The 21,060-nt window shown below is 66.8% G+C and carries 16 protein-coding genes and 1 tRNA gene; 7 read left to right on the top strand and 10 right to left on the bottom strand.

The annotated features are described in order from the left end of the window. The first annotated feature begins 9 nt into the window (after positions 1-9). Complete coding sequence (locus tag LDO86_RS18790) at positions 10-2,640, top strand: trehalase-like domain-containing protein (RefSeq protein ID WP_026265876.1); 2,631 nt, start codon at positions 10-12, stop codon at positions 2,638-2,640. Between the two features lie 64 nt (positions 2,641-2,704). Further along, a complete protein-coding gene (locus LDO86_RS18785) occupies positions 2,705-4,207 on the top strand; it encodes an MFS transporter (protein WP_018769953.1) in 1,503 nt (500 codons plus the stop codon). A 37-nt stretch (positions 4,208-4,244) separates the two neighbouring features. On the opposite strand, the gene LDO86_RS18780 is transcribed toward LDO86_RS18785, so the two are convergent. The 4 genes from LDO86_RS18780 to LDO86_RS18765 form a co-directional block, all read right to left on the bottom strand. After that, positions 4,245-5,390, bottom strand: coding sequence for an FAD-dependent oxidoreductase (locus LDO86_RS18780; RefSeq protein ID WP_224084150.1), 1,146 nt, complete (start codon positions 5,388-5,390; stop codon positions 4,245-4,247). Between the two features lie 42 nt (positions 5,391-5,432). Beyond that, a complete protein-coding gene (locus tag LDO86_RS18775) occupies positions 5,433-6,359 on the bottom strand; it encodes an AEC family transporter (protein ID WP_026265877.1) in 927 nt (308 codons plus the stop codon). A 51-nt stretch (positions 6,360-6,410) separates the two neighbouring features. Next, complete coding sequence (gene panD / locus LDO86_RS18770; protein ID WP_026265878.1) at positions 6,411-6,836, bottom strand: aspartate 1-decarboxylase; 426 nt, start codon at positions 6,834-6,836, stop codon at positions 6,411-6,413. Positions 6,837-7,003: 167 nt separating this feature from the next. Beyond that, a complete protein-coding gene (locus LDO86_RS18765; protein ID WP_018769957.1) occupies positions 7,004-7,918 on the bottom strand; it encodes a LysR substrate-binding domain-containing protein in 915 nt (304 codons plus the stop codon). A 155-nt stretch (positions 7,919-8,073) separates the two neighbouring features. On the opposite strand from LDO86_RS18765, the gene LDO86_RS18760 reads away from it, so the two are divergent. Together LDO86_RS18760 and LDO86_RS18755 are read left to right on the top strand one after the other, a co-directional pair. Further along, positions 8,074-9,537, top strand: coding sequence for an amino acid permease (locus LDO86_RS18760; protein ID WP_026265879.1), 1,464 nt, complete (start codon positions 8,074-8,076; stop codon positions 9,535-9,537). A gap of 304 nt (positions 9,538-9,841) precedes the next feature. Beyond that, entirely contained in the window at positions 9,842-13,348 is a 3,507-nt protein-coding gene (locus LDO86_RS18755) for a bifunctional proline dehydrogenase/L-glutamate gamma-semialdehyde dehydrogenase (protein WP_018769959.1), read from the top strand. 156 nt (positions 13,349-13,504) lie between these two features. Here the strand turns inward: LDO86_RS18755 and LDO86_RS18750 are convergent, their stop codons facing one another. Continuing rightward, a complete protein-coding gene (locus LDO86_RS18750; protein WP_018769960.1) occupies positions 13,505-13,819 on the bottom strand; it encodes a hypothetical protein in 315 nt (104 codons plus the stop codon). Between the two features lie 168 nt (positions 13,820-13,987). Beyond that, positions 13,988-14,842 carry a LysR substrate-binding domain-containing protein gene (locus LDO86_RS18745; RefSeq protein WP_018769961.1) on the bottom strand — a complete coding sequence of 285 codons (855 nt, stop codon included), beginning with the start codon at positions 14,840-14,842 and terminating at the stop codon, positions 13,988-13,990. Between the two features lie 140 nt (positions 14,843-14,982). On the opposite strand from LDO86_RS18745, the gene LDO86_RS18740 reads away from it, so the two are divergent. Beyond that, positions 14,983-16,362 (top strand): MFS transporter, encoded by a 1,380-nt coding sequence (locus LDO86_RS18740; protein WP_018769962.1) that lies wholly within the window; start codon positions 14,983-14,985, stop codon positions 16,360-16,362. Here LDO86_RS18740 and LDO86_RS18735 read toward each other — a convergent pair. From LDO86_RS18735 to LDO86_RS18725, 3 genes are all read right to left on the bottom strand, one after another. Beyond that, positions 16,359-17,540, bottom strand: a complete 1,182-nt coding sequence (locus tag LDO86_RS18735; RefSeq protein ID WP_018769963.1) for a N(5)-(carboxyethyl)ornithine synthase — start codon at positions 17,538-17,540, stop codon at positions 16,359-16,361. The two genes, LDO86_RS18740 and LDO86_RS18735, sit on opposite strands and share 4 nt — an antisense overlap. Beyond that, positions 17,537-17,677: a hypothetical protein gene (locus LDO86_RS18730; protein ID WP_018769964.1), complete on the bottom strand. Its 141-nt coding sequence runs from the start codon at positions 17,675-17,677 to the stop codon at positions 17,537-17,539. The genes LDO86_RS18735 and LDO86_RS18730 overlap by 4 nt, the downstream gene beginning before the upstream one ends. Positions 17,678-17,781: 104 nt before the next feature. Continuing rightward, positions 17,782-17,852 (bottom strand) — tRNA-Gly (locus LDO86_RS18725). Positions 17,853-18,091: 239 nt separating this feature from the next. Here LDO86_RS18725 and LDO86_RS18720 point away from each other — a divergent pair. Next, positions 18,092-18,553: an SRPBCC family protein gene (locus LDO86_RS18720; protein WP_018769965.1), complete on the top strand. Its 462-nt coding sequence runs from the start codon at positions 18,092-18,094 to the stop codon at positions 18,551-18,553. A 21-nt stretch (positions 18,554-18,574) separates the two neighbouring features. Here LDO86_RS18720 and LDO86_RS18715 read toward each other — a convergent pair whose 3' ends face one another. Then, the gene (locus tag LDO86_RS18715; RefSeq protein WP_224084149.1) at positions 18,575-20,287 is read right to left on the bottom strand and encodes a CAP domain-containing protein; all 1,713 of its coding nucleotides are present in this window, start codon (positions 20,285-20,287) and stop codon (positions 18,575-18,577) included. A 143-nt stretch (positions 20,288-20,430) separates the two neighbouring features. On the opposite strand from LDO86_RS18715, the gene dcd reads away from it, so the two are divergent. Then, positions 20,431-21,006, top strand: coding sequence for a dCTP deaminase (gene dcd / locus LDO86_RS18710; protein ID WP_018769967.1), 576 nt, complete (start codon positions 20,431-20,433; stop codon positions 21,004-21,006). The last annotated feature ends 54 nt before the right edge of the window (positions 21,007-21,060 follow it).

Genomic DNA, 21,060 nt, shown 5'->3' with positions numbered 1-21,060 from the left:
GGGTTTTGGATGCCGACGCCATTGAACCAGAGCGTGGCGGATTCCGCGCTGCTCACACGGTCCCTTCCGCTGGACATGCTGCGCGCCTTCATCCAGTCCGATGCGGCGGACAACGGGCTGACCCCCGCCCTGCTCACGGAACTCAAGGTGCTGGCCCGCGTCCCCAGCCTCCTGGTGGCCTGCAATTACGGCGGAACGCTGTGCGACGCCGAAGGCATTTCCACCGAGACGCTCCCGCTGGGCAGCGCGGCCATTGCGCTTCGTGCGCTGGCAGCGCTGCCCAATACCCATGCGGCGATCATCTCGGGCCGCTCACTGCGTGACCTGGCAGCGGTGTCACGGCTGCCCGCGGAGGTGCACCTCATCGGTTCGCACGGCGCCGAAGCGGACATGGGGTTCGCCCACGCGCAGACCCTGGCCACCGAGTCCGTCCTGCAAAAGGTCAATGCCGCCCTCAACGAGGCCGTCGGCTTCCACGAGGGCATCTGGATCGAACGCAAACCGGTGGCAGTTTCGGTGCACACCCGGCCGGCCCGGCCGGACGTGGTGGCGACCGTGACGGAAATTTCCCGGCAGATCGCTGCTGCCCACGGGCTGTTCTTCATTGTGGACGGCTCCGTGCTGGACCTGTCCGTGGTGGAACCGTCCAAGGGCGAGGCCTTGGAGACCCTCAGGTCCCGGCTGGGGGCCAGCGCGGCCATGTTCGCCGGGGACGCCGCCAGCGACGAACTGGCCATCGCCACCCTGCGCGGGCCCGACCTCGGGCTGCACGTGGGCCCGGGCGAGACGGCAGCACCGCACCGCCTCCGCGACCCCCAATCCTTCGCCCGCGTCCTGGCGTTCCTCTTCGAACTGCGGCGGGCGTGGCTGTTCGGGGAGGACGCGGTTGGCCTTGAACGCCACTCGATGATCGGCAACGGCTCCTCCACCGCGCTGCTGACGCCCGACGCGAAGATCTGCTGGATGAGCCACCCCCTGCCGGACTCCGGTTCACTGTTCGCCCACATTTTGGGCGGCGATGCCGCCGGGCACTTCTCGGTGGAACCGGTCAAAGCCTCCCAGGTGCTGGGACAGCGCTACGTGGACAGCACCATGATTGTCGAAACCCGCTGGGCGGACGTCACGGTCACCGACTACCTGGAGCCCGCACCGGAAGGCATCACCAGCCTGGTCCGGGTGCTGACGGGCCACGGCGCAGCCAGGATCACGTTTGCTCCGCGGCCGGACTACGCCAACGCCCCGTTCAGCATGGAGGCGCGGGGCGGGGAACTGCATGTGCTGGGCACCTCGGAGCCCATCATCCTGTTCGCGCCGGGCGCCGCGTTCAGCATCACCTCGGACGGCCGCCATGCCACGGCAACGGCATCCGTCAACCTCCAGGACGGGCCCGTGGTACTCAACCTCCGCTGCGGGGACACCGAACCGCAGTCCGCGGACCCCGGCGGGGAGACGGAACGGCGGGCCCGGGTGGCGCTCCATAGCCGGCAGTGGGTGCAGAACCTTTCCCTGCCATCGGTCAAGCCCTCGCTGGTACGGCGGTCGGCGCTGGTGCTCCGCGCCCTGGTGCATGAACCCACGGGCGCCGTACTCGCGGCCCCCACAACTTCCCTGCCCGAGGGAATCGGCGGGACCAGGAACTGGGATTACCGGTACTGCTGGCTGCGGGATGCCTCCATGACCGTCAATGCGCTGGTGGACCTGGGCTCCACGGCGGAGGCAGCCGGATTCCTGGGCTGGCTGGGCCGGATCCTCGAACACGCACCCGGCCCCGAATGGCTGCACCCCCTTTACTCGGTGACGGGCGCGCCGCTGTCCACGGAAGCCGTGGTCGACAGCCTTCCCGGGTACGCGGGCTCGCGTCCGGTGCGGATCGGAAACGCGGCGGACCACCAGGTCCAGCTGGACGTCTTTGGGCCGGTGGCCGAACTCATCCACTCGCTGAGTGAACGCGAGGGCGCGCTCGCCGACGACTACTGGGAGCTGATGATCCAGATGGCCTCGGCGGTCCTGGCCCGCTGGCATGAGCCGGACCACGGGATCTGGGAAGCCCGGCGGGCGGCACGGCATCACGTGTATTCAAAGGTGATGTGCTGGGTGACCCTGGACCGCGCGCTGCGGACCGCGGCGCGGCACGGCCGGGAGCCGGACCCGGCCTGGGCGCCGGCGGCAGCCACGATCCGTGCGGAAGTGCTCCGTGAGGGCTGGGACGAGTCCGCGAAGTCCTACACTGTTGCCTACGACAGCCCGGACCTGGATGCCGCCGTCCTTCACATCGGTCTCTCCGGCCTGCTGGACGTCACGGACCAGCGTTTCCTGGACACCGTCACCGCCGTGGAGCGGGAGCTGCGGGTGGGGCCAACGGTCTTCCGCTACAGGTACGACGACGGGCTGCCGGGCCTGGAGGGCGGGTTCCACATCTGCACCACCTGGCTGATCGAGGCGTACGTGGCCGTGGGCCGCATCGATGAGGCCTGGGACCTGTTTGACCAGCTGGTGAACCTTTTCGGCCCCACCGGGCTGCTCCCCGAGGAATACGACCCCGGCACCGAGACCCACCTGGGCAACCATCCGCAGGCCTACTCGCACCTGGGTTTCATCCGCTGTGCCCGGCTGCTGGACGAACACCAGGGCAGGAGATAGTCGGCTCCCGTCGTGGGTACGTAGAGTGGAGGTAACAGGGACCCACATTACTGAAACGAGACTGATGACGACCGCCCGCGCCCAGGGAGTGGGGTTCCGGTCCGAACGCGGACCCATCCTCATCGCACTGATGCTGTCCACGGGACTCGTGGCCATCGACTCCACCATCGTGGCCACGGCCGTGCCGTCGATCGTCCGTGACGTGGGCGGCTTTTCGTCCTTCCCCTGGCTGTTCTCCGCCTACCTGCTGGCGCAGGCAGTCACGGTACCCATCTACGGAAAACTTTCGGACATGGCGGGCCGCAAGCCCATCATCCTGACCGGCATTGGCCTGTTCCTGCTGGGTTCCGTGCTGTGCGGCGTCGCCTGGAGCATGCCGTCGCTGATCGCCTTCCGGGCCCTGCAGGGACTGGGCGCCGGCGCGGTGCTTCCGGTGTCCATCACCATCGCGGGCGACATCTACACCCTGCAGGAGCGCGCCAAGGTCCAGGGCTACCTGGCCAGCGTGTGGGCTGTTTCTTCGGTGGTTGGCCCCAGCCTGGGCGGCATTTTCTCCGCGCTGGGCATCTGGCGCGGCATCTTCCTGGTCAACGTTCCGCTCTGCCTGCTGGCCGGGTGGATGCTGGTCCGCACGCTCCACGAAAACGTGGAACGTGCCAAGCACAAGGTGGACTACGCCGGCGCCGTGCTTTTGGCCGGCTCGCTGGGGCTGCTGATCCTCGGCGCCCTCCAGGGCGGCCAGGCCTGGGCCTGGAATTCGCCCATCAGCATTGGCGTCTTCGTGGTGGGCGCAGTCCTGCTGGCCGCGTTCCTCCTGGTGGAGCGGCGCGCGGCCGAACCCATCCTGCCCTCCTGGGTGGTATCGCGGCGCCTGCTGGCCACCACCGCCCTGGTGTCCTTCGGGGTTGGCACGGTGATGATCGGCCTCACCTCCTACGTGCCCACCTTCCTGGAGGGAGCACTGTCTTCCTCGCCCCTGGTGGCCGGCCTGGCCCTGGCAGCCCTGACCCTCGGCTGGCCCCTCAGCGCTTCGCAGGCCGGCAGGTTCTACCTGCGCATCGGCTTCAAGTCCACGGCCCTGATCGGCATCGCCATTTCCGTGGCGGGCCTGCTGATCCTGTCGCTGACCGCCGGCGCCCCCAACGTTGCGCTGATCGCCGTCAGCTGCTTCGTCGTCGGGCTCGGCCTGGGCCTGCTGGCCACGCCAACCCTGATCGCCGCCCAGTCCAGCGTCCCCTGGCATGAACGCGGCGTGGTGACCAGCACCAACATGTTTGCCCGCTCCATCGGCAGTGCGCTGGGCGTGGCCGTGTTCGGTGCCGTGGCCAACGCCATCTACGGCCGCAGCAGCGGCGGCGAGGGGGACCCCGCCACCGTGGTGGCCGCGTCCGGGGCTGTGTTCCTGGCCGCGCTGGTGGCTGGGTTGCTGACCGTCGCGGCGGTGCTGGCCATGCCCGCCGTCAAGGCCGAAACAGCGGATCCTGCCGCAGAACCTGTGAAGGAACCTGTCGATCCGGAACCCGTGTCCAGCCCCGAAGGCGGCTCCAGCCATGGCCGCGCCGTCTAGTGGAATGCCGGCTGGCGCGATGCCCGCCGGGGGATGACTACCGGGAGGCTCGGAAGATCGACGGCGCGGGCCGGCCCCCGGTGGCAAGGTCGGCCAGGATCCGTCCGATGACGGGGGTGAACTTGAAGCCGTGCCCGGAGAAGCCGGCGCCGATCACCACAGGCCCCACCCGGTCCAGGATGAAGTCCTCGTCCGGGGTGGTGGTGTACGTGCAGCTGATGGCCTCGAGGTCATCGGGGTCGACGCCGGGCAGCCACTGCCGCGCGTAGTCCTGCAGCGCTGCCAGCTGCGTTGGTTCGGGCCGGAAGTCGCGGTGGTCCGGGTCCACCACGGGTCCCACCCCATGCCAGCCGGCCTTGATGCCCTCGCCCGGAGTCTGCATGCCATAGACAGGGGAGTACCAGCCCCGGTAGTCCGGACCCGGATAGTGGTTGAAGCCGGGCCACACGGCGCCGGCGTCCGCCACCCGGAAATGCGCAGGCTGCTCCTGCGTCACGCGGAGCCGGGGTAGGCGGATCCTGCCAGCGTCCGCGTCTGACGCGTTGCCGGAGAGAATATCCAGCAGCTTCCCGGTCCAGCCGCCTGCCGTCACCACTGCCTGCGCTGCCGTAACCACCTCGGTGCCCGCAGCCGATTCGAGCGTCAGCCGCACGCCGTCGTCGAGCACCACAAAGTCCACCACCTTGGTGTCGTGCCTGATCTCGGCGCCCCGGGCGGTGGCCAGCCGCTGGAAGGCGGGCAACGCGGCTTCCGGGTTGAGCTGGCCGCCGTCGGGCATGTGCAGGACCTGCTGGTCGAAGCGGATGCCGCGCCACCGTTCATGCGCCGCGGCAGGGTCCAGGAACTCGGCACGGATCCCGGCAGCGGTGAGGGCAGCCGAAACCTTTTGGAGGTCCCCGCCGGGGCCGTGGTTGACGATCCCGGTGCGCGCCAGCAGCTGTGTGCCGCTTTCCTGCTCCAGCTCGTCCCACAGGGCCAGCCCCTCGGCCAGCATGTCCACGTACTCGGGCCGGTGGTAGCCCGGGTTCAGGTTCCGTGTTGCCCCGTGGGATGCGCCGATCCTGTGCCCGGGACCGAACTGCTCCACCAGCGTTACCTGCCGGCCGCGCCGGGACAACGCCCACGCGGCGGCGGAGCCCATGGCGCCGCCGCCGATCACCACGGTGTCAAGAACAGTGTTCATCAGCCCTCCAAGCTGGGTGTGCGGTTCAACAGATTTACAGGCTTATGCCAACAAAAGCGCGACGCCGATCATCGCCGGCACTGCCACCACGGTGGTGATCAGCACGGTGTCCTTCGCCACGGTGAGCCCCGTCTGGTACCGGCTGGCGGCCACGAACACGTTCTGCGCGGTGGGCAGGGCCGACGTGACCACCACCGCGAACAAGGCATGGCCGTCCATCCCCAGCGCGAAGCGCGCGAAAACATAGGCAAGGGCCGGCTGGACCACCAGCTTGAAGCCGCTCGCCAGCAGGGTGTCCACGCGCCGCCCGGCCGAGGCCTGCAGCGGGCGGGTGCCGTTCAGGCTCATCCCGAAAGCGATCAGCATGGCGGGAATCGCCGCGCCGCCAATGAGGTGGATGGGTTCCATCACCAGCGCCGGAACCTGGAATCCGGTACCGGCCACCAGCAGCCCCAGGCCGGAGCCCACAATCATGGGGTTCCGCAGGATCATCAGGAGGAAGCCCAGGGCAGTGGTGCGGTGCGTGCTGGTGCTCGAGTCGAGGATCATCAGGAACATCGGGGTGAAGAACGCCAGCTGGAAGATCAGCAGCGGGGCCACGTAGCTGGCATCGCCCAGGACATATACCGCGATGGGAATACCCAGGTTGGCCGAGTTGGCCAGCGATGCTGACATGGCGGACATCAGCGATTCGGGGAGCGCCCGCTTCAGCCAGAACCTGGCGAGGGCGAAGAAGATGCCGGCGGTGGTGATGGCCGCCGCCGCGGTAACCAGCAGCGGTTCGGCGAATACTTCCTGCAGCCGGGCCTTGCTGAGGGTTTCGAAGAGCAGCGCCGGGCTGGCGACGAAGAAGGTGAGGCCGCTGAGTACGGGCCGGGCGTTGTCGCCCAGGATCCTCCGCCGGCCCACGAACCATCCCACCAGGATGATGCACCAGACCACGAAGAACCCGGCCAGCACCCCTAGCAAGGATCAGCCTTTTGGGCGCACTGGAGTAAAGGACCGGGTTGCACGCTCCGGTTACAGGGTGGCGTTGTTAAGCGCGAAAGGGGGGCGCATCATCCCGGGGGTGAGGCCCTCTGCGGGATCGTTGCCCAGCTGGATCATCCGGTTGTTTTCATCCACATGGACCACGCGGGGCTCGTAGGCCTTGGCCTCTTCGGTGGTCATCTGGGCGTAGGTGATGAGGATGACAATGTCGTTCTCGTGCATGAGGTGCGCCGCTGCACCATTGATGCCGATCACGCCGGAGCCGCGCTCACCGGCGATGGTGTAGGTCTCAAGCCGCGCGCCGTTGGTGACGTCCACAATGGACACCAGCTCGCCGGGGAGGATGTCGGCGGCCTCGAGCAGGTCAAGGTCCACGGTGACCGACCCAACGTAGTGCAGGTCGGCGTGCGTGACGGTGGCCCGGTGGATTTTGGACTTGAACATTGTTCGATTCATAACGGCTCCAGTCTAGACCTGCGGCCTTCTGCCCGCAGTGACGCAGGAAACACAAGAGTCACGTACGCTGCTGCGCAGTGATGCCGGGGATCGCTGCGCAGGGTGCGCACCTGCGCAACGACGTGCTGTGTGGCGGCGCAGGGAAGGGTGCGTACGACGGCGGCCGGTCACCCGGCGTCGTCCCTCGCCACTGCGGCGGCGGCCGCAGCCAGGGTCTCCCGGGCGGCCAGGATGGCCGGGCGCTGGGCGCTGGAGCGGCGGACCGAGGTGAAGATGGTGCGGTGCGGCTTGCCGGGAAGCTCCAGCAGCTGGGCCGTGGTGCCGCGGCCGGTCCACACCAGGTCCGGCATCAGGGCCACGGCATTGCCGGACTCGATCAGGCGTGCCTGGGCCTGCAGGTCTGCGGTCTCAAAGCGGACATCGGGCTCGAAGCCGGCGCTGCGGCAGGCCTGTTCCGCCCAATGGCGCGATGCGGCACCCCTCGGTTCCATGACCCAGGCGAGGTGCGCCGTGTCCTCGATTCCGCGAATGGCCGGGCCGCCGTCGGACGCCGGGGGGACCGCCAGCCGGATGGCGTCGGTGGTCAGCTTTACCCGGTCCAGCTCCGGATAGCGCGGGGCGGCGTGCCCGGGGTATTGCTCGGCGATCACCAGGTCGAAGTCCCGCGCCCATGTCTCATGCAGCGCGGTCTCGGGCTCGCGCTGGATCATCTCGATCCGGACCTCGGGGTAGGCGGTGGCCATGCGGGTGAGGGTGTCCGGCATCAGGGCCAGCGCCGCGGACTGGAACACGGCGATCCGCACCGTCCCCGTGACTGTGGTCAGGGACGCGGCCAGGTCCGCTTCGGCCTGCTCCATGGTTTCCAGCAGCTGCGCCGTGTGCGCCACGAGCACCTCCGCCTGGGGTGTGAGCTGCACCCGCCGCCCGGTCTTCCGGAGCAGTTCCACGCCCACTTCCTTCTCCAGCAGGGCCAGCTGCTGGGATACCGACGACGGGCTGTACTGCAGTGCCTCAGCCACCTCTGCCAGCGTCCCCCGGATGCTTAACTCGCGGAGCAGCCGAAGCCTGCGGACGTCAAGCATGATGGATTCCTAACTGAAACTAATGAATATAGGTTAGAAGTAGTCACTTTATCTAACGCAACCGCGCACGCATACTGTTGAAACCGAGTTACCCCCGTCACAGCCAGTTTCCTTGGCGTGCCGCGGCGGGGTCGCACCCCAAGCAGGAGTTCCTGATGAGCAGTAAAGATATGAGCCAATCGATCATGCGGCGCAAGCCAATTGATGACATCGAAGAAGAAAACAAGCACAGCGGACTGTTCAAGTCCCTTGGCCTGTGGCAGCTCACCGCCATCGGCGTTGGCGGAATCATCGGCGTCGGCATCTTTTCCCTCGCGGGACTGGTGGCCGCCGGCAGCGAAGGAACACCCGGGGTGGGGCCCGCGGTACTGATTTCCTTCCTGATCGCAGGCCTGGCCTCAGCGGCCGCAGCCCTGTCCTACGCGGAGTTCGCGGGCATGATCCCGCGCGCCGGCTCCGCCTACACCTATGGCTACGTAGCGCTCGGCGAGGTGATCGGCTGGTTCATCGGCTGGGACCTGCTGCTGGAATACATTGCCATTGTGGCGGTGGTGGCCATCGGCATCTCCGGCTACCTTGACGCCTTCCTCGCCGGCATCGGCATCCATTTGCCCACCTGGATGACCTCCACCGCAGACGAGGGCAAGGGCGGCATCGTCAACATTCCCGCCATCCTGGTCTGCCTGCTGGTGACCTGGATCCTCTCCCGCGGCACCAAGGCGTTCGGCCGGTTCGAACTCGTGGCCGTGGCCATCAAGGTCATCCTGATCCTCTTCATCATCGGGCTGGGCATCTTCTACATCGACACCAACAACTACAACCCGTTCATGCCCAGCGGCTTCGGTCCCGTGGTGGCAGGCTCCGCCACAGTCTTCTTCGCCGTGTTCGGATACGACGCCATGAGCACCGCGGCAGAGGAAGCCAAGGACGGCAAGAAGCACATGCCCAAGGCCATCGTGCTTTCGCTCATCATCGCCATGCTGCTTTACGTTGCCGCCACCCTGGTCCTCACCGGCATGCAGAACTACAAGGACATCGACCCCAAGGCGGGCTTCGCCTCGGCCTTCACCTCCGTGGGGCTCCCGGTCATCGCCACCATCATCTCTGTGTTCGCCGTGCTGTCCATCCTCACCGTGATGCTGACGTTCCTCCTGGGCGTTACCCGCGTCTGGTTCTCCATGAGCCGCGACGGCCTGCTCCCCGGCTGGTTCTCCAAGACCGACCGCCACGGCACCCCGCAGCGCGTCACCTGGATCGGCGGCATCGCGTCCGCTTTCCTTGCCGGCGTGTTCCCCATCAAGGCGGTCGCTGACCTGACCAACATCGGCATCCTGGCCGCGTTCGTCGTCGTCTGCCTGTCCGTGATCATCTTCCGCTACAAGCGCCCCGACGCCCCACGCACGTTCCGCCTGCCGCTGATGCCCCTGGTTCCGGCCTTCGGCGTCCTTGCCTCGGCCTTCCTGATGCTGCAGCTGCACTGGGAGACCTGGCTGCGGTTCGTGGTGTGGCTGATCATCGGCCTGGCCATCTACTTCGGCTACGGCCGCAAGCACTCGCTGATGAACCCCAACAGCCCGCGCCATGAGGAGCTCGTGGAGCTGCACCGCCCCCTCGCCTAACCCTCCTCCGGGACGCCCGCTCACATCCGGCGGGTTTTCCGGGAACCCCCGCTCACTTATGGGCGTCCCGCAGCGAACCCCCGCTCACCCAGTGAGCGGGGGTTCGCTGTTTGTTGCCGGAAGTGAGCGGGCGTTGAGGTTTCGGGCGTCAAAGGTGAGCCGGCGTGCGGGGGCGGAACCAGGGCGGCAAATCATCGGTATTCCTAACCTGTATTGATTGGAAAAGATCGCTTTATCTTATGTGAGCAGAAGCTCATACTGGTGGAAAGACCTTCTCCCACGGCAAGAAAGATCGGGAAAAATCATGACCCACGTTGCAATGGAACCAGCAACTTCAGCCGGTACCGCACCGCAGACCGTCGACGTCGACGTCCCCCAGGCAAAGGCCCTCGCCAATGAGTCAGTCGCCTTGGTCCGCCGCTGGCTCACCGAGGCCTCCAAGGTCCCCGTGGACGCCTCCGCCGAGCAGCTGGCCGGCGTGCTGAAGGACCCCAACGGCCTGGACTTCACTGTGGGCTTCGTGGATGGCGTGGTCCGTCCCGAGGACCTGAACGTGGCGGCCCGCAACCTGGCCAAGCTCGCCCCCAAGGTCCCGGCCTTCCTGCCCTGGTACATGCGCAGTGCCGTGGCCATCGGCGGCACCATGGCCCCCGTCATGCCGCAGGTGGTCATCCCCATCGCCCGCAGGGTGCTCCGTGAAATGGTGGGCCACCTGATCGTTGACGCCACCGACGCCAAGCTGGGCCCGGCCATCGCCAAGATCCGCAAGGACGGCATCAAGCTCAACGTCAACCTCCTCGGCGAGGCAGTCCTGGGGGAGCACGAGGCGTCCCGCCGGCTCGAGGGCACGCACACGCTGCTGGCCCGTCCCGACGTCGACTACGTTTCCATCAAGGTCTCCTCCACCGTGGCCCCGCACTCCGCCTGGGCGTTCGATGAAGCCGTGGAACACGTCGTCGAAAAGCTCACCCCGCTCTTCCAGCGCGCAAACTCCTTCGCCGGCCCGGGAAAGAAGGCCAAGTTCATAAACCTGGACATGGAGGAGTACAAGGACCTGGACATGACCATCGCGGTCTTCACCAGGATCCTGGACAAGCCCGAGTTCAAGGACCTCGAAGCCGGCATCGTGCTCCAGGCCTACCTCCCGGACGCACTCTCCGCCATGATCCGCCTGCAGGACTGGGCCGCCGAGCGCCGCGCCAAGGGCGGCGCGGGCATCAAGGTCCGCGTGGTCAAGGGTGCCAACCTGCCCATGGAGCAGGTGGAGGCCTCCCTGCATGACTGGCCGCTGGCCACCTGGGGCACCAAGCAGGACTCGGACACGAGCTACAAGCGGGTCATCAACTACGCGCTGCACCCGGACCGGATCCAGAACATCCGGATCGGCGTGGCCGGCCACAACCTGTTCGACATCGCCTTCGCCTGGCTCCTGGCCAAGCAGCGCGGCGTGGAGTCCGGCATCGAGTTCGAGATGCTGCTGGGCATGGCGCAGGGCCAGGCAGAGGCGGTCAAGAAGGACGTGGGCTCCCTGCTGCTCTACACCCCCGTGGTGCACCCCTCCGAGTTCGACGTCGCCATCGCCTACCTGATCCGCCGCCTGGAAGAAGGCGCCAGCCAGGAAAACTTCATGTCCGCCGTCTTCGAACTCAGCGAGAACGAAGGCCTCTTCGAGCGCGAAAAGCAGCGCTTTCTGTCCTCGCTCGACGCCCTGGACAACAGCGTGCCGCTGCCCAACCGGCGCCAGGACCGCAACCTCCCGCCGGAGCCCATGCCGCACGCCGGTTTCCGGAACACCCCGGACACCGATCCCGCGCTGCCGGCCAACCGCACCTGGGGCCGCGCCATCCTGGAACGCGTCCCGGCCTCCACCCTGGGCAACGCGTCGGTCAAGGCCGCGTTCATCAACGACGAAGCAACCCTCAACACGGCCATCGCCAACGCCGTGGAAAAGGGCAAGGACTGGGGCGCCCTGTCCGGCAACGAGCGCGCGGACATCCTGCACCGCGCCGGGGAAATCCTGGAAGCCCGCCGGGCCGACCTCCTGGAGGTCATGGCCAGCGAGACCGGCAAGACGATCGACCAGGGCGACCCCGAAGTCAGCGAAGCCGTGGACTTCGCCCACTACTACGCCGAGTCCGCGCGGAAGCTGGACACGGTCGACGGCGCCACGTTCGTCCCAGCCAAGCTCACCGTTGTCACGCCGCCCTGGAACTTCCCGGTCGCCATCCCCGCAGGGTCCACCCTCGCGGCACTCGCCGCCGGCTCCGCCGTCGTCATCAAGCCTGCCAAGCAGGCCGCACGCAGCGGCGCCGTGATGATCGAAGCCCTGTGGGAAGCCGGCGTGCCCAAGGGCGTGCTGACCATGGTGCAGCTGGGGGAGCGGGAACTGGGCCGGCAGCTGATCAGCCACCCGTCCGTGGACCGCGTGATCCTCACCGGCGGCTACGAAACCGCCGAGCTGTTCCGTTCCTTCCGCAAGGACCTGCCGCTGCTTGCTGAAACGAGCGGCAAGAACGCCATCATCGTCACGCCCAGCGCAGACCTGGACCTGGCGGCCAAGGACGTGGCCTACTCCGCGTTCGGCCATGCCGGCCAGAAGTGCTCCGCGGCCTCGCTGGTGATCCTTGTGGGCTCGGTTGCCAAGTCCAAGCGCTTCCACAACCAGCTGATTGACGCCGTGACGTCCCTGAAGGTGGGCTACCCGCAGGACCCCACCAGCCAGATGGGCCCCATCATCGAGCCCGCCAACGGCAAACTCCTCAACGCCCTGACAACCCTGGGCGACGGCGAGAACTGGGCCGTGGAACCGCAGAAGCTGGATGACACCGGGCGGCTGTGGAGCCCCGGCGTGCGGTACGGCGTCAAGCGCGGCTCCTACTTCCACCTGACCGAGTTCTTCGGCCCGGTCCTGGGTGTGATGACCGCTGACACGCTGGAAGAGGCCATCGCCATCCAGAACCAGATCGAGTACGGCCTCACCGCAGGCCTGCACTCGCTGAACTCCGAGGAGCTGGGCATCTGGCTGGACACCATCCAGGCCGGCAACCTCTATGTGAACCGCGGCATCACCGGCGCCATCGTGCAGCGCCAGCCGTTCGGCGGCTGGAAGAAGTCCGCCGTCGGCGCCGGAACCAAGGCCGGCGGCCCCAACTACCTGGCCGGGCTCGGCGATTGGGCGCCGGGCACGGCCTCGGCGAATGCCGCTGTCACCCACCCCGGCGTGCGGCGCATCGTCAACGCCGCCGGCCCCGCCCTGCAGCCCGCCGAGCTCGAATCCGTCCAGCGCGCACTGGCCTCCGACGCCGAAGCGTGGGCCGATGAGTTCGGCACCGCCAAGGACGTCTCCGGACTCAGCGCCGAGCGCAACATCTTCCGCTACCGGAGCCTGCCGGTCACCATCCGGCTCTCCGAAGGCGCGCCGCTGGCGCACCTCGTCCGGACTGTGGCGGCCGGCGTGCTGGCGGGTTCGGCAGTCACCGTGTCCACCGCCGTCGAACTTCCCGCCCAGCTGCGCTCCGTGCTCACCGCCCTTGATATCGACGTAGTGGTGGAGTCCGACGCCGGCTGGCTGGCTTCGGCGGCGGGCCTCGCCTCCGCGGGCAAACTGTCCGGTGCGCGCATCCGCCTGATCGGCGGCGACGCTTCCGCGCTCGCCGATGCGACCGGCGGCCGGCCGGACGTGGCCATCTATGCCCACGCCGTCACAGAGGCCGGGCGCGTGGAACTGCTTCCGTTCCTGCACGAGCAGGCCGTCAGCATCACGGCACACCGGTTCGGCACCCCGAACCACCTGTCGGACGCGCTGATCTGAGCCATTGAGGCTCTGATCCCTTAAAACCCGCGCGCCGGAGCCAGGCGCAAGGAATGGCCGGGCAGCCACCGAACGGTGGCTGCCCGGCCTTTTCTCATAAGGGCCTTTTCTCTTTAGGGCCTTGCCTCTTTAGAGCAGTGTGCTTAGCCGGTCTCGCTAGCCCAGATACCAGCCCGGTGGTGTCCAGGTGGCCGGGACGCTGTGGGCCGAGAATTCCTCGCAGCGGGTGCAGGTGTACGCCACTTCGCCAAGAGTGGCCACGGTTCCGTCACGCCGGTAGGTGGGCGGAATATACGATTCGAGGTAGACGAACTCGTCGGTACGGCATTTGTCGCAGGTGGGTTTTCCCACGTAGCCGGAGTCCACGGAGGCGTGTCCGGTTCCGAGGGTGTTCTGGCGGGTGGACGGCCGTGCGGTGTTGTACGGGCGCGCGTGCGCTGAACCGAGATGGATGTTCCTGGCTGTCGTCATTGGCTGCCTGTCCCAAGCGCGGCTTTCCGGCATGCGGATGCGCGCTTGTTTTAGTGAACCGGCCTGCTGCTTGACCTTGGTAATTGAGCATAGGGGATGGCACCTCCCCTATCAATGGACACGGGCCCCCTAACTCCCCTAAATGCAGGAATTTGTGCCGATAGGGAGTTAAGTTTGGCGGTTAATGGTCCTTCCGACGATCGATTGGGTGAGGGCGTCGATCACCTCGGCGTTGGCCAACGGGTTGCGGATCAGCGTGAAATCCACATCCCCCACGGCGGGAAGATCGAACCGGCGCGTGATGATTTTCAGGTCCTCAGGCACCAGCGACGTCGGCATCACGGCCACGCCGATGCCGGCCCGGACTGCCGCAAGCACGCCGCTGATCTGGCGGGTGGTGCAGGTAATCCGCCAGGTCCTGCCATGGGCTTCCAGCGCATCGATGGCCAGCTTTCGGCTGAGGCTCGGGGAAGGGTAGGCGATCAAGGGCACGGGCGTCCCAGGCTCCAGCACCGTCTGCTCCAGCCCCACCCAGGAGAAGGAATCGTGCTGGACCACGGTGCCGTCCTTTGCGCCGGCAACCCATTTCACGAACACCAGGTCCAGCTGTCCGGCGTTGAGCTTCCGGTACAGCTGGTCGCTTTGCCCAACGGTCAGTTCCAGGTTGATCTGCGGGTAGATCTGCCGGAATTCACGCAGGATCCGGGGCAGCCCGGTGATGGCGAGGTCGTCCGCGGTGCCGAACCTCAGGCGGCCGCGCATTGCCGAGCCGGAGAAGTAGCGCGCGGCGGCGTCGTGCGCGGACAGGATGTTGCGGGCAAAACCCGCCATGGCGTCGCCGTTGTCCGTGAGCCTGACGTCCCGGGTATCCCGGGCAATCAGGCTGCGTTTGGCGGCCGCTTCAAGTTTTCGGATGTGCTGGCTGATGGTGGGCTGGGCCAGGCCCAGGCGCTCGGCGGCCTTGGTGAAACTCAGGGTGTCCGCCACCGCGAGGAAGGAACGCAGCTGGGCTGGTTCAAACATTGTGGGTTCCCGGGCCTTCCACTCTGGATGGGTTATTGCGTTTCGCAATACGAGTTATAGGGACCATACGCCTCCATAATCTGCTCCGCCAGCCTAGCGTTAAAGACATCCCAGACCGCCCGCAATTTGAGGACACTCCTGTGGCACCCCCACCGCCTTCGTCGGCCTCCGTCTCCCAACCAGTCATCGACGCCGCGGGCACACCGCCGCCGGACAACCAGACCCAGCCGCTCGCCGTCGTCGCCGAAAAGCTCCCCTGGAAGCACACCTTCATCTCGTTGAAAGTGCCCAACTTCCGGATCTTCGCCGTGGGCCACTTCATCGCCGTCATTGCCATCTGGATGCAGCGCATCGCCCAGGACTGGCTGGTGCTGCAGCTCTCGGGATCGGTGACGGCCGTCGGATTCACGGTGGCCCTGCAGTTCATGCCCTCCCTGCTGCTTGGCCCGTGGGGCGGCATGATCGCCGACCGGTTCGCCAAGCGGAAAATCCTCATCCTGTGCCAGGCTGTGGCCGCCATCCTGGCTGCATCACTGGCCCTGCTGGCCCTCACCGGCGTCATCATGGTCTGGCATGTCTATGTCATCGCCTGCGTCCTGGGCCTGGTGACCGTCCTTGACCAGCCCGCACGGCAGGTGTTCGTCAATGAACTCGTCGGCCCCAAGTATCTGCGGAACGCCATCAGCGTCAACTCCACCACCTTCCAGCTGGGCGGGCTGATCGGCCCTGCGATCGCGGGCCTGCTCCTGACGGCAGTAGGGGCGGGCTGGGCGTTCGCGGCGAACGCCCTGGCCTGCTGCTCAACGGTGACCATGCTCCTGCTCCTGCGCAAGGACCAGCTGTACGTCAGCGCCCCGACGCCCAAGAGCAAGGGCATGCTCCGGGAAGGGCTGCGCTACGCCCTGAGCAAGCCCACCATCTACTGGCCATGGCTCATGGCAGGGTTCATCTCGGTCTTCGCTATGAGCCTGCCGGTGCTGCTTGCCGCCTACGCGGACCACATCTTCCAGGTGGGCGCCGGCGGGTACGGACTCCTCAACGCCCTGGTGGCACTGGGTGCCCTGTCCGGCGCCGTGGCGTCCACCCGCCGTCGGCAGCTCCGCCTGCGGTCCGTGGTGTTCTGCGCGGGGATGTATGGCCTGATGCTCTGCCTCGCAACCCTCGCCCCGTCCATGGTGTGGTTCGGGGCCGTGATGGTCCTGTCCGGGTTCTGGTGCCTGATGTTCCTTACCGGCTCAAACCAGCTGGTGCAGGTCAGTTCCAACATGGCCATCCGCGGCCGCGTGATGAGCCTGTACATCATGGTGCTGATCGGGGGCCAGGCGCTGGGCGGCCCCATGCTGGGCTGGATCGCCGAACATGCCGATCCCCACGTTGCCCTGCTGGTATCCGGCGGTGTTCCCGCGCTGGCGGCCATGACGGTGGCGGTGGTCCTGGCGCGCAAGGGTGGATTGAAGCTCCGGATGGACCTGAAAGGCGGCCACCCGGTGAGGATCGTCAGCCGCCACGCAGGTGCCTAGGACTGCGCCAGCCGGTCCGCCATGTGAAGAACCTGGTGCGGATACTCCGGGGAGCGCTCCTGGAACTGGAGCACGGCTTCATTGCGGATGACCCCGTCACGGATCTCGATGGCCCGCGCGATGGTGTCATTGCCTTCCCAGGCGTCAGGACCGGCCATCACGGTTTCGAGGAACGGCTGCAGGGCCTGGCTGATCTCCCAGCTGGAGGAGTTCCAGAGGTAGGAGGGGCTGTGGTCCACCGCGTAGTAGTTGATGTGGTCCCCGACCGTAAACATCGGATCGGCAAACGTGGTGGAGCGGGCCCAGCTGAATCCCATGCCCTCATCACAGGAGACATCGATGATGAGGCTGCCCGGGCGGAATCCCGCCAGGTCCTCTGCCCGCAGGTACGTCAGCGGGTTGTTGGGGTCCTGCAGCGTGCAGTTGACCACGATGTCGCTTTCGGCGAGGAACGGGGCCAGCGGAACCCGGCCCCGCTCGGTGATGACCTGGCTCAGGAAGGGGGCCTCGGCGTCGTGGTCAAACTGCACGATGTTCACCGAATGGATAGGGGCACCCACCGCAGCCACACCGCGGTTGGTGAGCACCTGGACGTCGTGGACGCCGTGCGCGTTCAGTGCCGTCACAGCCCCGCGGGCGGTGGCGCCGAAACCGATCACCACGGCACTGAGGCGGCGCCCGTAGTCCCCGGTGGAACCGGTCAGGGCCAGCGCGTGCAGGACCGAACAGTAGCCGGCAAGTTCGTTGTTCTTGTGGAACACGTGCAGGCCGAACCCGCCGTCGCTGGCCCAGTGGTTCATCGCCTCAAAGGCGATGAGGGTGAGCTTCTTGTCAATGGCGAGTTGGGTGATGGCACGGTCCTGGACGCAGTGCGGCCACCCCCAGAGGACCTGCCCATCGCGCATGTCGGCAAGGTCTTCCGGCTGGGGTTTGGGCAGGAGCACGACGTCGGCCGCGGCCAGCAGTTCTTCCCTGTCCGCCATTCTTCCCACCAAGGTGGAGAGGTGGCTGTCCGGAACACCGAAGTGCTCGCCGTAGCCCTGTTCCAGGATGATGCGTCCGCGGAGTTCGGGGTCGATCCGCTCAAAATGCAGGGGATGGATGGGAACCCGGCGCTCGTCCGGTTTCCGCGTAGTGGCCAGGACGCCCAGGCTCAGCTGGGCCTGTTGGCCTGTCACTTCTTCTTAGCGGCCTTGCTGGATGTGATGTCCAGGGAGCTGGCCGGCGCAGCGGCGGCCTTCTTGTCTGCGCGCTTTTCCTTGAGGGACTTGCCGGACTTTTTTGATGCCGTTTGACGCGGGGACTTGTCAGCCATGATTGCTCCTGTAGCGGAACCGAAAAGGTTCCTGACTACCGACCCTACACCCCTGTACCTAATACGCGCCGGGGGTTGCAAAGCTGTGGGAAGAGGGAAAACAGAGCGGCTGACGGGAATCGAACCCGCGTATCAAGCTTGGGAAGCTAGCGCTCTACCATTGAGCTACAGCCGCATGCCGCCACTCGCGCGGGGCAGAACTTAGCTTAGCGCAGATCTGCGGGCTCCCCGCCAACCCCGAAGCTGCGCGGGTTCCGTGTCCTGAACGCGGGACGTCATCCAGTAACTCTTCAATAACGTCGGCGCTGTCGGCTGGGTCTGGGCGCCGGGCGCTGGCTAACCTGATCCGGGTAGCGGCCGCGTTGGGGGAGGCAGCTATTGCGGCAGCCCACGTCAACCACAGGAACTATCTTCATGGCAATCGCAGAGTACGAGGTCCTCATAGAACGCGACGCCATGGCCGTCTACCAATACCTCCTCGACGCCACCAATCTTCCCTCCTGGCGCAACGATGTCCGCAGCGTGAAGCTCGTGCAGGGGCCGGCCGAGGCCGCGGGGGCTGTCTACCGGAAAATGGTGGCGGGCCGTTCGGGCCTGAGCATTCCCGCGGACCTGGAAATCACCAACGTGCGCCCCGGCGCAGAAATCCAGTTCCACGTTGTGTCCGGGCCGGCAACCCGCTGGGGCGGCTATTACCTGAGCACCGAAGACGCGGGAACCCGCGTCCGGTTCGCCATGGAAGCCAAACGCGAGGGGCGCTTCGGTTTCTTCAGCAGGTTCGGCTTCCTGGACGGTATGCTGCAGCGCCGTGTCAGCGCGGATGTGGCCCAACTGGACCGGCTGAAGCACGTGCTGGAGCTCCAACCGGCCATCTGAGCCCATGCAGGCAGTCCCGGCCTACTGGGCCAGCCGCTGCCCGGTCCAGGGTCCGGCAAGGTTCGACGGCGAGGCAAGGCTTCCCGCGGTCAGGTCCCAGTACTGCACGGTGTCATTGGCGCGGCGGAGCGCCACGCCCGTGGAGTTCAGCCCGGTGACGTTGCGCAGCGCCCGGATTCCCGTAACGTCCGTCCAGCCGGTGGCCACGGTGGGCCGCGTCTCTGCACGGAGTGCGGTGGTGCCCCACCCGCGGTAGAGCTGCACGCTGCCGTCCGCTTTCAGCGCCAGCACGTCCTGGAAGCCATCGGCGTCGTAGTCCACCATCGAAAGCCGGGAAGCGTAAACACCGGTGGCAACGGTGGCCCGCTCCGCGATGTCGCCGGTGCCCTTGTTGGCGTAGAGGAACAGGTTCCCGGCCCCGTCCAGGGCCAGGATCTGGGGCATCCGGTTGTTGGCGCACCAGCCGCCCACGGCCAGGGTCAGCGTGTTCCAGCCGCCCTTACCGAGAGTGATGGCGGCCTGGAACCCACCCCCGGCGATGCCCCGGTGCAGTGTGAGGTCGCCGCCGGTCCACTGGGTGAGGACGTCATATGTGCCGTCACGGTCCCAGTCCGTGACAAAGACTTCCTTCGCTCCGCTGAACCCTGAGCCGATCACCCTGGCCGGAGCATAGGTGCGGGGTCCGGTGGATGCCCTGTCCAGCAGCTGCCCTGCGGAGTCGACGGACACGATGTCGGCCGGGCCTGTGATCGCGGCGGCGGCGAGATTAAGCGTGGGCGGCATGTGCTTGGCGGGTGCATCGCACAGGCTAGGCGCCGGCGGCGGGAAAGCGTCCCCTGATCCCGGGCCGCCCGGGGAATCCAGGGTCCCCGCCGGCAGCGTGGTGTAGCCGAAGAAGTTCACCACGCCCCAGATCTGGTAGGTGGAGTTGGTGTAGGAAATGCCGGCACCCATCACGTTGAACCGTGGATCGAGGAGCATGGCGTTGTGGCCCGGCGATCCCTTCCACCATTCCACCAGCTGGGCGGCGTCTCGGTCGGTACGGATGGCGATCACCTCGCCGGCGCCGTTGTTGGGGCTGAGGGCGCGGGGATCGGTCCAGAAACTTGCCCGGTGCTCGATCACGTCACGGCCGGCGATGCTGTCCGACCATTCCTGCGACATGCCGGCCACCGTGGGGTGGTACTTGACCTTGTTCAGGCCGTTGGCCACCCGGTATTCGTTGATCCTGGTGAACACGGTGAGGATGGCTGCAGCATTCGAGTCCGGGACCAGTGCCTCCGTGGAGGGAAGCGCGGTGCCGGACTCAGGGGTGGCCAGCCGGGTGGCCGGCGGCGAAGCCAGTTCCTGGTCCGGCGCCCACAACGGAGGGACGGACACCGTCTGGGGTGCGGGCTCCGCCGGAACGGCAGTTGGTGATGCCACCGGTGACGTTTCCGTGGAGGGCACAAGCGCAGTAGTTGCAGGAGCGGCTGTCACGGGCGCGGACGCTGCAGTTGGCGTGGCTGTGGCCGCCGGCAGGGGCGAGGCCACCCGGATGTCCGGGTCCACGGCAGGGGTGAGGCGTCCTGCGGAACCGTCACCATCGACGGATGTTCCGCCCCGAACCACGGGAGCCGCCAGCGAGATGCCAGCCGAATCCGCCTGGCTGAACGGCAGCGGCGCGGGAGGCGCTGCTGCCGACGACGAGACCAGTGCCCACGCACAGAGCACGCCAATAAAAGAGGGTGCCACCAATTTATTCACAAACATCCCCAGCCCTGTTACGCCATCCGGGAGACCATTCCGGCGGCTTTCATTCGCAACATTAGCCCCACGAGGCCACAGCAACAACGGGAAAGTGCGGCTGTGGATAACCGATACGGTAATTTGGGACGGTGCTGATCTCTGACCGCGACATTCGTGCCGAAATTGATTCCCAGCGGATCGTGCTGGAACCGTTCGATCCTGCGATGGTCCAGCCGTCGTCCGTGGATGTCCGGATCGACAAGTTCTTCCGCCTGTTCGATAACCACAAGTACGCGCACATCGATCCCGCGCAGGAGCAGCCTGAGCTGACGAGGTTGGTGGAAGTGGAGCAGGACGAGGCCTTTATCCTGCACCCGGGGGAGTTCGTCCTGGGTTCCACCTATGAAACCGTGACGCTGCCCGACGACATCGCGGCCCGCCTGGAAGGCAAATCATCCCTGGGCCGCCTGGGCCTGCTCACGCACTCCACCGCAGGTTTCATCGACCCCGGATTTTCCGGCCACGTCACCCTGGAGCTGTCCAACATGGCCACGCTGCCCATCAAGCTGTGGCCGGGGATGAAGATCGGGCAGCTGTGCTTCTTCCGGCTCAGCTCGGCCGCGGAATACCCCTACGGCCAGGGCGAATACGGCAACCGGTACCAGGGCCAGCGCGGCCCGACCGCAAGCCGCAGCCACCTCAACTTCCACCGCACCAGCATTTAGCCGCACCAGCGTTCAGCTGCGGCAGTGTCCGGCAGAACCGGCACGGCCGCCGGC

Source organism: Arthrobacter sp. StoSoilB19, from assembly GCF_019977275.1.
Lineage (GTDB): Bacteria > Actinomycetota > Actinomycetes > Actinomycetales > Micrococcaceae > Arthrobacter.
This window is presented reverse-complemented; position numbering and strand designations above follow the sequence as displayed.